The organism is Photobacterium piscicola (assembly GCF_900166965.1).
Taxonomy (GTDB): domain Bacteria; phylum Pseudomonadota; class Gammaproteobacteria; order Enterobacterales; family Vibrionaceae; genus Photobacterium; species Photobacterium piscicola.
In genome coordinates this window covers 55,914-69,825 of the sequence record NZ_FUZI01000002.1, presented here as the reverse complement: position 1 = coordinate 69,825, position 13,912 = coordinate 55,914, and the positions used below count along the sequence as shown (strand labels likewise).

13 protein-coding genes are annotated in these 13,912 nt (G+C 38.7%); 5 read left to right on the top strand and 8 right to left on the bottom strand.

The window, feature by feature from the left end; translation table 11 throughout:
* Window positions 1–16: 16 nt before the first annotated feature.
* A complete protein-coding gene (gene mlc, locus CZ809_RS06585; RefSeq protein WP_080156637.1) occupies window positions 17–1,231 on the top strand; it encodes a sugar metabolism global transcriptional regulator Mlc in 1,215 nt (404 codons plus the stop codon).
* Here mlc and CZ809_RS06580 read toward each other — a convergent pair.
* From CZ809_RS06580 to bioA, 7 genes are all read right to left on the bottom strand, one after another.
* Entirely contained in the window at window positions 1,228–2,130 is a 903-nt protein-coding gene (locus tag CZ809_RS06580) for a LysR family transcriptional regulator (protein WP_080156636.1), read from the bottom strand. The two genes, mlc and CZ809_RS06580, sit on opposite strands and share 4 nt — an antisense overlap.
* Before the next feature lie 144 nt (window positions 2,131–2,274).
* The gene (locus CZ809_RS06575; RefSeq protein ID WP_080156635.1) at window positions 2,275–3,018 is read right to left on the bottom strand and encodes a LutC/YkgG family protein; all 744 of its coding nucleotides are present in this window, start codon (window positions 3,016–3,018) and stop codon (window positions 2,275–2,277) included.
* Window positions 3,019–3,029: 11 nt separating this feature from the next.
* The gene (locus CZ809_RS06570) at window positions 3,030–4,445 is read right to left on the bottom strand and encodes a LutB/LldF family L-lactate oxidation iron-sulfur protein (protein ID WP_080156634.1); all 1,416 of its coding nucleotides are present in this window, start codon (window positions 4,443–4,445) and stop codon (window positions 3,030–3,032) included.
* Window positions 4,446–4,457: 12 nt separating this feature from the next.
* A complete protein-coding gene (locus CZ809_RS06565; protein WP_080156633.1) occupies window positions 4,458–5,177 on the bottom strand; it encodes a (Fe-S)-binding protein in 720 nt (239 codons plus the stop codon).
* 99 nt (window positions 5,178–5,276) lie between these two features.
* Window positions 5,277–6,860: an L-lactate permease gene (locus CZ809_RS06560; protein WP_080156632.1), complete on the bottom strand. Its 1,584-nt coding sequence runs from the start codon at window positions 6,858–6,860 to the stop codon at window positions 5,277–5,279.
* A gap of 613 nt (window positions 6,861–7,473) precedes the next feature.
* On the bottom strand, window positions 7,474–8,037 hold the full coding sequence (locus CZ809_RS06555; RefSeq protein ID WP_080156631.1) for an LON peptidase substrate-binding domain-containing protein: 564 nt from the start codon (window positions 8,035–8,037) through the stop codon (window positions 7,474–7,476).
* Between the two features lie 167 nt (window positions 8,038–8,204).
* Window positions 8,205–9,485: an adenosylmethionine--8-amino-7-oxononanoate transaminase gene (bioA, locus tag CZ809_RS06550; protein ID WP_235865851.1), complete on the bottom strand. Its 1,281-nt coding sequence runs from the start codon at window positions 9,483–9,485 to the stop codon at window positions 8,205–8,207.
* A gap of 199 nt (window positions 9,486–9,684) precedes the next feature.
* Between bioA and bioB the strand changes: the two genes are divergently transcribed.
* From bioB to bioD, 4 genes are read left to right on the top strand one after another with little or no spacing between them, the layout of a single operon-like run.
* The gene (gene bioB, locus CZ809_RS06545; RefSeq protein ID WP_080156630.1) at window positions 9,685–10,737 is read left to right on the top strand and encodes a biotin synthase BioB; all 1,053 of its coding nucleotides are present in this window, start codon (window positions 9,685–9,687) and stop codon (window positions 10,735–10,737) included.
* Entirely contained in the window at window positions 10,724–11,863 is a 1,140-nt protein-coding gene (gene bioF / locus CZ809_RS06540; protein ID WP_080157171.1) for an 8-amino-7-oxononanoate synthase, read from the top strand. The genes bioB and bioF overlap by 14 nt, the downstream gene beginning before the upstream one ends.
* Window positions 11,853–12,677, top strand: coding sequence for a malonyl-ACP O-methyltransferase BioC (bioC, locus tag CZ809_RS06535; RefSeq protein ID WP_144396170.1), 825 nt, complete (start codon window positions 11,853–11,855; stop codon window positions 12,675–12,677). The genes bioF and bioC overlap by 11 nt, the downstream gene beginning before the upstream one ends.
* A complete protein-coding gene (bioD, locus tag CZ809_RS06530) occupies window positions 12,670–13,347 on the top strand; it encodes a dethiobiotin synthase (protein ID WP_080156628.1) in 678 nt (225 codons plus the stop codon). Before bioC ends, bioD begins: the two co-directional genes overlap by 8 nt.
* A gap of 66 nt (window positions 13,348–13,413) precedes the next feature.
* On the opposite strand, the gene CZ809_RS21245 is transcribed toward bioD, so the two are convergent.
* On the bottom strand, window positions 13,414–13,578 hold the full coding sequence (locus CZ809_RS21245) for a hypothetical protein (RefSeq protein WP_162841594.1): 165 nt from the start codon (window positions 13,576–13,578) through the stop codon (window positions 13,414–13,416).
* Window positions 13,579–13,912: the final 334 nt, after the last annotated feature.

The following is a 13,912-nucleotide window of genomic DNA, read 5'->3' as shown; positions in this document are numbered from 1 at the left end:
CTCAAGGAGTATCGACATGTATGTCGCTCAGCCAGGTCATATTGATCATATAAAAAGAAATAATGCCGGGAGCGTATATAAACTTATTGATCTGTATGGACCTATTTCGCGGATTGAATTATCTAAACGTAGCCAATTAGCGCCAGCTAGTATTACTAAGATCACGCGTGAATTAATTGAGGCACATTTAATAAAAGAAACACAATATCAAGAATCTACTAGTCGTGGACGACCTGCGATTGGACTTGTTCCTGCTAATGAAGGTTGGCAATTTTTGTCGATTCGATTAGGACGTGGTTATTTAACGATCGCTTTACACTCATTGAGTGGTGATATTTTAGTGGAAGAGCGACAAAATATTAATCAAGTTGAGCAAGATGATGTTGTCACTAAATTATTAACAGAAATTAATACATTTTTTGCCAATCATGTTAGTGCCCTTGACCGTATTTCAGCGATTGCAATCTCACTACCTGGGCTAGTAAATGCGGTTGAAGGTATTGTTTTACAAATGCCGCATTACACCATCAAGGACCTACCGTTAAGCGATATTATTCATCAGGCAACAGGATTACCTGTATTTGTTGGCAATGATACTCGTTCATGGGCATTAGCTGAAAAGTTGTTTGGTAATTCACGTGGTATTTCGAACTCGATTCTAGTCTCTGTGCACAATGGTGTAGGAGCTGGCATTATTTTAGATGATACGGTGCTGCAAGGCCGTAGTGGTAATATTGGTGAGTTGGGTCATATTCAGGTAAAACCTTATGGTAAGCGCTGTTTTTGCGGTAATCATGGTTGTTTAGAAACGGTAGCAAGCTTAACTGCCGTTTTAGATCAAACCTTAACCCGTTTACAAGAAGGGCATCCATCGGTATTAACGGCATCAACTCTGACTATTGAGGCGCTTTGTGATGCAGCGGTTGCGGGCGATTCTCTTGCTCGTCAAATTATTATCGATCTGGGGCATCACCTCGGCCAAGCAATAGCGATTATGGTGAACTTATTTAATCCTCAGCGTATTTTAATTGGTGGTGAATTAAATCGCGCTAAAGCCGTGTTATACCCCGCAATTATGGAGTGTGTTATTTCTCAAACACTGCCTATTTATAATCGCGATCTTGAACTTCAAGAAAGCCGTTTCTATACCCAAGCTACGATGCCAGGTGCGGCATTAGTGAAACAAGCTCTTTATGATGGGCATTTATTGATGAAATTAATTGATGGTTAAAATTGTTCTTTAATTTCCATATAGCTTTCGCGAATATGTTCAATCAGTGCCTGAATACGTTTTGCAGGCTTTCGTGTGTAGGGATAGACGGCATAAATACCAACGACTTTTCCTGCATGTGAGGCTAATACTTCAACTAATTGGCCTTGTTGTAATTCGTTATAAACTAAACAAGTAGGTAAATAAGCAATTCCGTTGCCAGCGAGTGCGACTTTTTTCAATGATGCGGCATTATCTGATGAAAAGTTACCACTCACTTTATGGGTATAGATTTTATTTTGACGAATAAATTGCCAGTCAAAAGGACCTGAGCTTTGAGGGTTATAACCTAAACAATTATGGCTATTTAATGCCTTAGGTGTTTCAGGTATACCATGTTGCTCCAAATAAGCGGGTGAAGCACAGATAACCCAACGTGAATTAAAAATATGACGAGCAATAAGACTTGAATCTTCCAGATAACCGGTACGGATCACCAGATCATAATTATCCGCAACCAGATCAACAAAATGATTGTTAAGTGACATATCAACCATTAAGCCTGGGTGTTTTTGACAAAAGGTAGAGACAGCATTAGCCAGTACTAATTCACCTGAAATGGTGGGGACTGACATGCGAATTTTGCCTGATAGCGCTTCACTATAACCTGTTACTGAGTCAAATGCGGTTTGTGCAATATTGCTGATGCTCTTGGCGCGATGATAAAGCACTTCGCCAGGCTCGGTCAGTGTTAGCTTACGGGTTGTACGATAAATAAGTTGTAGCCCCAAGCTGGTTTCAAGCTTACTGATGCGTTTACTCACGACAGATTTGGTGATGTTATTTAGTTCAGCAACTTTACTGAATGAACCATACTCAATCACTTGAGTAAAAAGAACGAGATCATCAATAGCAGGCATGTCAATATTCCAATAGTCTGTTTAGAGCTGAATTATACGCGAAAAAAAACGCAGTCCGATAACTGCGTTTTTTCGTATTCCCGTTTAAGTGCTTAACCACTAGCATCCTGCTAGTTTGTTTATCACTATTGGTGATAGGTAAAATTACATATCATCAATAATGATGTAGGTGGCAAAGACGGGCCCATGCACACCAACAACCTTGATCAGTTCGATATCTGCTGTCGAACTAGGACCTGAAATAAAATTCACACATGATGGAATACGTTCACCATTTTGTGCTTTTTGATGTAATCGTTCTGTCGCTTGTGTTAAACGAGGAACGATATTGCTTTTAGGTACAATGAAAACAGAGGCTTCAGGGAGCAAACTAACGGCTCGACCTTGTGCTGCTTGGCTATAAAGTACCATAGTGCCTGATTCAGCTAATGCCTGTTCTGCGAATACTACGCCGACTTTAGCGCGCTCTGCAACAGCAATGTTTGCATCGTAACCTGCACTATGATCCCAGATGTAGACACCATGTTGCTTTTCAGCTAAATCTTTCGGATTTACTATATCTAACAGACGATTATCCGCAGTAAAGATAGTTTCTCCGATAGGATTAAGGCCTTCACCATCATCAGTGCAATAGTGAAAACATACATTACGTAATGTTTCTGTTAGCTTATCTTTTGTTGTAACCAATGCCTGAGAGGCTAATGTTGTTTCAGTGTAATCAACTAAAATAGCTTTTAATTCATCTGGGCTCTTGTCTGCAAATACATCTTTGTGACAGTTATATTTAAGGTTTGGGCGTGCTACGGGTGCAGTAATACGCTCACGGCCAAGTTGTTTTGCGATATTATCAAGGAAACTATCGCGGTTAAAAATACGTTGCTCTGACATGCGGAAGCCCCTTATTTGTCATCTCTGTTTTTGAACCAGCTACGGAATGATTGACCTGTTGGTGCGGGTAAATCACGCGTTTGTGTCCATGCATTAAGCAAACCCACTTTAAAGGGAAGCTTGCCATCTTTAATCAGTTTTCCAGCCATAATTGCGCCGATTTTAACTGTTTTATCCCAGATGAAAGGGTGTGAATTAACAAAGTTAAAACCAGTGATTGCTGCACGTTCTGATGACGCGGTGATTTTTTCTTCACCCATGATCTGGCGGTGTTTTAGTAACAAATCAGACAGTGGAATTTTTACTGGACACACATCATGACAAGCACGACATAAACTACAGGCATTAGGTAGGTCTTTAAAATCTTCATAGCCACCAAGTAGTGGTGATAATACTGCACCAATTGGACCTGAATAGATTGAACCGTAAGATTGACCACCAATATGACGGTAAGCAGGGCAAGTGTTAACACACGCAGCACAACGGATACAGCGTAGAATTGGGCGGAATTCTGAGCCTAGAATTTTTGAACGACCATTATCGACAATAACAAGGTGGAATTCTTCTGGACCATCACAGTTATCACCTTCACGTGGACCCGTTAACGCGGTTACGTAACCTGTTAATGGTAGACCAACTGCACTGCGACATAATAGGCTAGCAACAATATCAAACTCTTCAAAGGTTGGAACAATACGCTCCATACCCATGACAGCGATATGTGTTTTTGGCAAGCTGGTGGCTAGACGTGCGTTACCTTCGTTTGTTACTAAAGTAACGGTACCTGATTCTGCAATCGCAAAGTTGCACCCAGTAATACCGATTTCAGCTTCAAGGAAATCATGACGAATATGCTCACGGACAAAGCGGGTCATGGCTTCAGGATCTGAGGTGCCGTCATAACCGAGCTTTTCTTTGAACACTTCGCGAATTTGGGTGCGGTTTTTATGTAATGCAGGTACAACAATGTGAGATGGAGCATCACAATCATCGACTTGTAGTATATATTCACCTAAATCGGTTTCGATGATTTCGCAATTATTGCGCTGAATCATCTGGTTCATGCCGATTTCTTCAGTCACCATTGATTTAGATTTTACGATTTTTTTGGCGTTCTTTTTCTTTACAATCGTTTCGATGTAGTTAGTTGCATCTTCAGCGGTTGCAGCAAAGAAAACATGACCACCATTTTTTTCTACATTTTCACTCAGCTGTTGCAAGTAGTAATCAAGATTTTCAAGTACATGGTTACGAATATCCATGCCCATTTCACGCCATTCTTCCCAGTTACCGAGTTTTTCAGCAGCAACTGCACGGCTTTTAAACATACGTTCTTGTGCGTTGGCAACGGCGGCACGCATAGATTCGTCTTTCATTTTTAGATGAATACGATCTTTAAATTTAACGTTGCTAGTTTTCATTGACATAATAATGACCTCTTAACGACTCATCAGCACATCAACAATGTGCATTACTTTAATAGGTTGACCTTCACGGCTAATACGACCACCAATATTTAATAAACAACTAATATCGGCACCAATTAAGAAGTCAGGTTTAACTGCGCTAATATGCTGTACTTTTTCAGTCACCATTTCACCTGAAATTTCAGACATCTTGACGGAGAAAGTACCACCGAAACCACAACAAGTTTCTTGGTTATCGATAGGTAACAGCTCAAGGCCTTCAACATTATTAAGTAAAATAAGTGGCTCTTCGCGTACGCCTAATTTACGAATAAGACTACAAGATGGATGGTAAACGCCTTTACCTTTAAGACGTGCACCGACGTTTTCTACACCTAATTGACGAACGACAAATTGAGTTAATTCAAATAAGCGGTCAGCCACTTTTTGTGCGCGGGCAGCCCATTCAGGCTCATCTTCTAAATAATGTGGGTATTTCTTCACAGAAGCGGCACACGAACCAGCAGGCGTCACAATCGGATAATCATTGATTTCAAAAGCTTCGATCATGCTTTTCATTGCAGGCTTGCTTTTTTCGATATAACCACTGTTTAATGCGGGTTGACCACAACACCCTTGGCGTTCAGGAAAAATCACTTCACACTCTAACTGCTCAAGCAGTTGTACCGTCTTTTTAGCAACTTCTGCTTTTACAGTATCGCCAAGACAAGTGACAAAAAAGTTTACCTTCATTTTATTGCTCCAATGGCGTAAAGGCGCCTGAAATGTTGACGTTAAACTAGCGGTTGGCATCTACTTACACAGTATGCCAACCTATTTTTTATTTAGTGGTTAAAGAAACGTACTCACTATCGCAACAATTACGCCATATAAGATCATTGGCATAACAGTTCGTTTAATGATGTAACCTTCTTTATTTGCAATACCAAGTATGGCTGACACTGCAATAATATTATTGATACACACCATATTACCCATTGCGCCACCGACCGATTGTAATGCCAGAATTATTGTTTCTGGCAGGCCGACTGTGTGAGCAATACTTTGTTGAATTGCACCAAAAGTTAGGTTGGAAACCGTTGCAGAGCCTGAGAAAAATGCGCCTAATGCCCCTAAATAAGCGGCACAATATTGCCAATTTTTACCCAGTAAATGTGCAAATGCGTTACCTGTTGTCATAATGGGTGAGTGCTCACCGCCAATCATCATGAATTTCACCATAATCAATGCACCAACTAGGGCGATAAACGGTGTTTTGATTCGTGATGCTGTGTCGCTAAATACTGTTGTTACTTGGTGTCTATTCATCTTTAAAAAAGGAATCGACACGAAAACAACCAAGAAAAAAGGAATTAACGCTGGCACATATAGCGTTTTGTATGCCCATGCGGTGTCAGTACCTAAAATTTGACTAATGTGAATAATTAACGCTTGGCTTATGTGTAAGTCGGCAAAACCTAAGTGGAAATTCCACATTGGGGTTGCGTCATTCAGCATGCCTTTTAATCCTAATTGTTTAATGCGGGTTACAATTAAAATAACGATCAGTAACAGGGTAGGAGCCATGGCTTTAAACACGCGCCCAAATGGCAAAGTAACCGTTGTTTTTTCTGTATCTATTGGTACTTTCTTTTCTAAGCCGATGTTGTAGCGTGCAAATAGTATTGATAATGTTAAGCCAATAGCACCACCAATAAGTGCTGGAAACTCATAGTTCCATTGTGCAAGCCATACATACGGCAATGTACATGACCAAATACTTAGCTGAATAAAAATAATATTGCGACGAATTTGTTGCCAACTAACAATAAAGGTTAAGGCAATAACTGGAATAACTATCGCCGCAGCTGTATGCATAATGGCAGATAAGCTACCTACGTGTAGCAGTTCTGCATCAGACAGCCCTAAGTTACCTAACCCGAACCATGTTGGTGTTCCTACTGCGCCAAAAGAAACGGGAACGGAGTTCATGACTAACGCTAACATGGCGACCCGTAAAGGGTTAAAGCCGAGTCCAACAAGAATTGGAGCCGCAATGGCAGCGGGGGTGCCAAATCCTGAAGCACCTTCAATCATAAAAGCAAATGCCCAACCAATGATCATTAACTGACCGACTTGGTTTTTACTAATGCCTTCTAACCATTGTTTAATGACATCTTCACAGCCTGAAATTGAGAGGGTCCGATTTAATAAAATCGCACCAGCAATAATAGAGATAGGTGTAAGTGCTGATAAAGAGCCTGAAATAATGTTTGCGGCTAATAATCGGCCGCTAGTGCCAAAATAAATTAATTGTAAGATACCAATAAGTAATGCTGTTAAAGGTAGTGCAACATGTGAAGGTAGCGCATTTTTTTTTGTCATCATCCAAATTAATAATAAAATTGGAATGACAGATATTGCTAGATTAAGCATGTTTTTTTCCCTGGCTGAGTCGTCTTATTCCGTATTCAAATAGACGAATTTTATTTCTAATTATTATTACTATGTGAATAGTATTTTTTGTACTGATTACCTCAGTGGGGAGATTATTGTAGGCATGAAAAAGAAACTTTCTATCTATTTTTTTTCTGTATTTATCATACTTATTAATTAAATGTGATGTGAATATAAATTCGGTTAGCAATAAAATTAAAAATACTTATAAAAAATCAATCTGTTATGGAGAGTATATAAATAAGCCGATAGTGTGATTAGAACAATATTGGAAACAATATGTTTGCATACATAAGCTAATGTTTTAAGTGATTATTTTAATTAATAAAACTATTCCTTGTCATTAAGGATAATGATTATCAGTACAGTGATTATTTAACCATAAATAATTGAATATCTACGACTAATAATGCATTTAATGTGCTTGATTGAAATATAATAAATACTATTTGGTTATTTTTAAATATATTAATTGAATTAAATAATAATATATTAATACTATTTTGATTGATTGTGACATTTACTATTAAACATAATAAATATTCACTCATAACTGAGTGTGTAGTTATGGGGTGATTATTAAGAATAGGGTCTATTCTAAGTTTGAATTAGTATTAATCACTGTATGTAAGAAAGATAATGCAGCACTACAATCGTTACGGCTCATGAACCATTGTTTCTGATTAACTTCTAATGGCAAAATCTCAAGCCATCGTTGACACACCCAAGTAATATCATCAAATTTTGGATCAGGGTAATAACTGGCATGATCTGGGTGCTGCTGGAACAGTTGTTTTAAGTTATCTGAAATGTTTTGATCAATGAAGGTGATGTTTTTACTGTGCCAGTTAGGCACGGGTGAAGTATCACCGATATGAAGACGATCGTTATCTTGCCAATGATTATTAATCAAAAACATTTCGGTACCTTGAATTGTGATACTCATAAAGCCATTGGGTAGTGGATCAAAATCAGTAATAATAACTCGAGTGCCAAAATGACAAAGATTATCATCAATTTTCATACAGAGGCCAAAACCATGATGGTTAGCTGTGGCGAGTTTTACTAAGCGAATATAACGTTGTTCGTAAATCTGTAATTTGCAAATACCGTTAGGTAGTAAGTAAATATCAACGGGGAAAAGTGGTAGTTGCATAATAATAACCTTAAGACATACATAGTGATTAATGAGGAAATCGTCGCTCGATATATGGTTATTATTATGTTGGTCGGGCACCTTTAATCAGTATAAGCAGACTAAAATAGAACAATGTCTGCTTTATGATACTAAGGTAAAATAAAAGGTTGTTTAGCTACATAGCATTATGTATTTAATACTTTGTATATTGCCTGAGTTAAACATGAGAGTTGTGTTGATGTAATAATATAAGGCGGCATAATATAGACAAGTTTTCCAAAAGGACGTATCCATACGCCAGCATTAACAAAAGCCTGTTGTATTTCAACCATATTGACGGGTTGATGTAATTCAATCACACCAATGGCACCTAACCAACGTACTTGTTTTACTTTATCAAGTGCTGCTATTGGGGGTAATTCAGCTGCTAGTTGTTCTTCAATTGATGCAACTTGTTGTTGCCATTGGTTTTGTTCTAGTATTTCAAGGCTAGCATTAGCAACGGCACAGGCGAGAGGGTTGCCCATAAATGTTGGACCATGCATAAAACACCCCGCATCACCACTGCATATTGTATCTGCAATTTTTTTATGAGTGATGGTTGCTGATAATGTCATATATCCGCCAGTGAGTGCTTTACCTACACACATAATATCAGGGCTAATATTGGCATGGTCACAGGCAAACAGTTTTCCCGTACGACCAAAACCGACGGCAATTTCATCTGCAATTAATAATACGCCATAATTATCACATAATTCACGTACTCGACATAAATAGGTTGGATGATATAAACGCATTCCTCCTGCACCTTGAACTATTGGCTCTAAAATAACGGCAGCAATCTGTTGGTGATGTTGAGTTAATTTTTCAGAGAAATCATTAATATCATCTTCATTCCATTCATCCCTGAATCCACATTGGGGAGAATCTGCAAAAATATGTTCAGGAACAAAGTCTTTATAAAGACTGTGCATCGAGTTATCAGGGTCGGTTACTGACATAGCAGCAAAAGTATCGCCATGATAACCATGTCTAAGGGTTAAAAACTTAGCGCGAGATTGGCCTTTAGCATGCCAATATTGCAATGCCATTTTCAGTGCAACTTCTACGGCAACCGAACCAGAATCGGCCAAAAAAACAGTATCTAAGCCTTGTGGTGTCATTGATACTAATTTTTTACAGAGATCAACCGCTGGTTGGTGAGTGATACCGCCAAACATAACATGTGACATTTTATCCAGTTGATTTTTAGCCACTGCAGTCAGGTGTGGGTGACTATAGCCATGAATTGCAGACCACCATGAAGCCATACCATCAATTAATTGAGTGCCATCTTCAAGGGTAATATATACCCCATTAGCATTAGTTACAGGGTAACATGGAAGCGGATTGATAGTTGATGTGTAAGGATGCCAAATATGACGTTGATCGAATTCAATATCGATTGCGAGTTTTTTATGCACACTAGTAAACCTAAATTATTATTCAAGGTTGACAGTCTACGTACTATTAGTAGACTAGCCAACAACTAAAGATGAGCAAATCTCTATTTGGTTAAATTTTATACGAGTGATGTCAGTATAAAAGCGGCTCTACATCGTTTTTATACTTATCAACAATAGAGTGTTTTTGAATAATAAAAATAGAAAAGAGGGATGTATTGTGGACGTTCGTAGCAATTGGACTGTTGAGGAAGTACAAGCTTTATTTCAGAAACCATTTATGGATTTAGTTTTCGAAGCACAACAGGTTCATCGTCAATTTCATCAACCGAATCAAGTGCAAGTCAGTACATTACTTTCTATTAAAACAGGTGCTTGCCCTGAAGACTGTAAATATTGTCCCCAAAGCGCACATTATCGTACTGATATAGAAAAAGAGCGTTTATTAGAAGTTGATCGTGTGTTGGATGCTGCACTGAAAGCCAAGCAATCAGGAGCAACACGTTTTTGTATGGGAGCTGCATGGAAAAACCCTAAAGATCGCGATATGCCATATTTGCTTGATATGGTGCAAGGCGTTAAAAAACTGGGACTAGAAACATGCATGACACTGGGTATGATCACGACCGATCAGGCTCAGACATTAGCGGCGGCAGGGTTGGATTATTACAACCATAATCTTGATACGTCTCCTGAGTATTATGGCAATATTATTACCACACGGACTTATCAAGACCGATTAGATACCTTGGCACATGTGCGTGATGCAGGAATGAAAATTTGTTCTGGTGGCATAATCGGAATGGGAGAAAGCACGCGAGATCGTGTCGGTTTGCTAGTGGAATTAGCCAACTTGCCCGTTCATCCTGAAAGTGTGCCTATTAATATGCTGGTTAAAGTAAAAGGGACGCCATTGGAAAATGCAGAGAATGTCGATCCATTTGATTTTATTCGTATTATTGCAGTTGCTCGAATCATCATGCCACAATCAGCGGTAAGGCTTTCTGCGGGACGAGAAGATATGAATGAGCAAATGCAGGCCTTGTGTTTTATGGCGGGTGCAAATTCTGTGTTCTATGGTTGTAAGCTGTTAACCACACCAAACCCAGGTGAAGATAAAGATATGCAACTCTTTGCTAAATTGGGGATTAACAGCCAACATCAAGTAGCAAAACCTGATGATATTCAAGCTCAAGAATTATTAGAACAAGTCGTAGAGCGGGTTGTGGCACGTCCAACAAAAGATGACATATTCTATGATGCCTCTCTTTAATCAACGCCATAAACAAGCACTTATCACACGTCAGCAACAAGGGCTTTATCGGCAATTACAGTGCCATGATGTTAATTCAAAAATATTAAATTTTGCTAGTAATGATTATCTTGGGTTAGCACAAGAGCCTAAAATTATCACTGCTTGGCAACAAGGGTTGGCGAAATATGGTGCGGGTAGTACAGCTTCACCTTTAGTGACTGGTTTTCAACCGCCACATGTGGATTTAGAACAACAATTAACTGAATGGTTGGGGTATCAACGCGCGTTATTATTTAATAGTGGTTTTAGTGCTAACCAAGCGGTGCTTTTTACGCTATTACAATCCCAGGATCAATTGTTTCAAGATAAGCTTAATCACGCTTCTTTAATTGAAGCGGGCATGTTATCACCTGCAAAGATGAAGCGTTTTGCTCATAACGATATGGCAGTGTTACAACAACAGCTCTCAACGATAAAACGGGAAGTAGAAACTGCATCATTGGTGGTGACAGAAGGTGTTTTTAGTATGGATGGCGATTGTGCGCCGCTAACATCATTACGAGAAATAACAACTCAACACCATAGTTGGTTGATGGTTGATGATGCACATGGCTGTGGTGTACTAGGAGATGAAGGACAAGGGAGTTGTCATCAAGCAGGTATAAAAGCTGATATATTGATTATTACTTTTGGTAAAGCCTTTGGTATACAAGGTGCTGCGGTATTGTGTAATCAAGACACCGCGGAATATCTAGTGCAATTTGCTCGTCATTATATCTATTCAACAGCTATGCCTCCAGCTCAAGCGACTGCATTAAGTCAAGCTTGCACCTTAATTCAGACACAATCTTGGCGTCGAGAAAAGTTACAGACATTGTCTGAGTCTTTAAATCATTATCTTGATAATAGTTGGAGTCTTATACCGACGATCACACCTATTAAACCAATGATTATTGGTGATAGTTGCCAAACAATGGCGATCGCTGCTCAATTACAACAGCGGGGTATTAAAGTGGGGGCTATTCGTCCACCAACCGTTGCACCACACAGTGCACGTTTACGAATAACACTGACAGCCAATCATAATGAAAGTGATATTCATCAGTTGGCTCTGGCTATGAATGAGGTTATCGATGCTGGATGATAAACAAACTAATGCTGCATTTTTAATTGAACAATCAAAGAAGTTGTCGATAGCGAATGCTTTTGGACGTGCCGCCCCGCATTACGATAAATCAGCTGCATTTCAACGCCAAGTTGGGCATCAATTAATTGCATTAATGCCAAAGCAGCAGGTGCAACCCGCTAAACTATCAGTGATTGATGTTGGGTGTGGAACTGGATATTTCAGTTATGAGTTACACCACCAAGGATTTGAAGTAACGGCGGCAGATATCTCTGCTGAAATGTTATTACAGGCGCAGCAACGATGTGGCGTTCATTGCCAGTATTTATATACCGATGCTGAAAATATTGTGATGGCAAATGATAGCTATGATTACGCATTTAGTAATTTAGCATTACAATGGTGTGATGATTTAAGTGTGCCGTTACGAGAGTTACAACGAGTTGTTAAATCAGATGGTGCTATTTTCTTTACCACATTAATTGAAGGTTCATTAAATGAGCTTAAACACGCATGGTCACAGATTGATGATAAGCCACATGTTAATAGGTTTAAGACACAACAGCGCATTGAAGCTGAAATTGCACAATCGGGCTTAATGATTGAAACATTAGAATGTAACTCAGTAACAGTATATTACTCCTCCGCAATGAAATTGATGCGAGATTTAAAAGGTATTGGTGCTACCCATTTACAGCAACAGCGTCAAGCGGGGTTAATTGGGCGACAAACGTTCATTGAGTTAGAGCATGCCTACGATTATTTTCGATTAGATAACGGATTATTGCCTGCAACCTATCAGGTGTGTTTTGGAGTATTAAAAAATGCATAAAGCGTATTTTGTGACAGGAACAGATACCGATGTCGGTAAAACTGTTTGCAGTTGTGCCATTTTGAATGCTGCGGAGCAGGCAGGTATCGCGATGGTAGGGTATAAACCCATTGCTTCTGGTTGTGATAGAACACCACAAGGATTACGAAATAGTGATGCTTTATTACTGCAACAAGCATCATCGGTTAGCGTGACTTATGATGAAGTTAATCCTTACCGTTTTTATCGCCCTGTATCTCCTCATATTGCAGCAGCAGAAGAACGCAAAATCATTGAGTTTAAAATATTATCGCAAGGTTTAGTACACCTTAAAACTAAATCTGATTGTGTGCTGATTGAAGGAGCGGGAGGGTGGCGAGTACCTGTAAATAACACCGATTATTTGTCGTCGTGGGTAAAGCAAGAGCAGTTACCTGTGATTATAGTGGTAGGTATCAAACTTGGTTGCTTAAACCATGCGTTATTAACAGCAGAAGCAATTCAAGCTGATGGACTAACAATCGTAGGATGGATTGCAAATTGTACCGAACCTAAAACGGATAATTATACAGCGATGATAATGTGGTTAGAGCAACAGTTACCAGGTAAGAAAATAGCTGAAATTCCTTACTTACCTGATAATCAAGCGGTAAATCTAGGTGTATATATTGATTTGGCAACATTGAGCTAAAAATAGCGATAATAAAAACAACAAAAGGCACGTTATGTGCCTTTTGTTTTAATTGATAGAGATAAACTAATTAGGTGAATTAAGCCCAATCAGTATTTCTGGTGTTTCTGTTGTTGGCGTTGGATTCGCCGCTTGATCAAGGCCTAGTTCTTTACGTGCTTCATCCATGGACATTCCAAGATGGCAACGTAAAATATCTATAGCAACTTGATAACTTTCATTATTAACCATGAACCCTCCCTGTTTCATTTTTCTTTGTGTGTGCTGTTTCATAACAATACATCAACAATAATCGACTTATGCTATGAAAGCAATACGACCAAAGTCTAATCAACCTTTATTTTAATAATTATGTGGATCTAAAAAGATTAAGTGTAATTTAATTGTTAGTTTTTAATGGTTACTAGCTATATTTTATACTTATTTTGTCGCTATATAAGATAAATTCGAATTTAATAAGAATTAGTAACAATTTAACACTTTAATTTACAGCCATATTATTCGAATATAGTAGGTAATAGTTGCTTGAATGTACCAAGACGATGAGAAAACAGAGTCTTATAAG

Excerpts from the sequence above, each read along its gene's own strand:
- mlc (WP_080156637.1), top strand. The coding sequence starts at position 17 with ATGTATGTCGCTCAGCCAGGTCATATTGATCATATAAAAAGAAATAAT.
- bioF (WP_080157171.1), top strand. The coding sequence starts at position 10,724 with ATGCCTCTCTTTAATCAACGCCATAAACAAGCACTTATCACACGTCAG.
- CZ809_RS06555 (WP_080156631.1), bottom strand. The coding sequence starts at position 8,037 with ATGCAACTACCACTTTTCCCCGTTGATATTTACTTACTACCTAACGGT.
- bioD (WP_080156628.1), top strand. The coding sequence starts at position 12,670 with ATGCATAAAGCGTATTTTGTGACAGGAACAGATACCGATGTCGGTAAA.
- bioC (WP_144396170.1), top strand. The coding sequence starts at position 11,853 with ATGCTGGATGATAAACAAACTAATGCTGCATTTTTAATTGAACAATCA.
- CZ809_RS06575 (WP_080156635.1), bottom strand. The coding sequence starts at position 3,018 with ATGTCAGAGCAACGTATTTTTAACCGCGATAGTTTCCTTGATAATATC.
- CZ809_RS21245 (WP_162841594.1), bottom strand. The coding sequence starts at position 13,578 with ATGGTTAATAATGAAAGTTATCAAGTTGCTATAGATATTTTACGTTGC.
- CZ809_RS06570 (WP_080156634.1), bottom strand. The coding sequence starts at position 4,445 with ATGTCAATGAAAACTAGCAACGTTAAATTTAAAGATCGTATTCATCTA.
- CZ809_RS06565 (WP_080156633.1), bottom strand. The coding sequence starts at position 5,177 with ATGAAGGTAAACTTTTTTGTCACTTGTCTTGGCGATACTGTAAAAGCA.
- CZ809_RS06560 (WP_080156632.1), bottom strand. The coding sequence starts at position 6,860 with ATGCTTAATCTAGCAATATCTGTCATTCCAATTTTATTATTAATTTGG.
- CZ809_RS06580 (WP_080156636.1), bottom strand. The coding sequence starts at position 2,130 with ATGCCTGCTATTGATGATCTCGTTCTTTTTACTCAAGTGATTGAGTAT.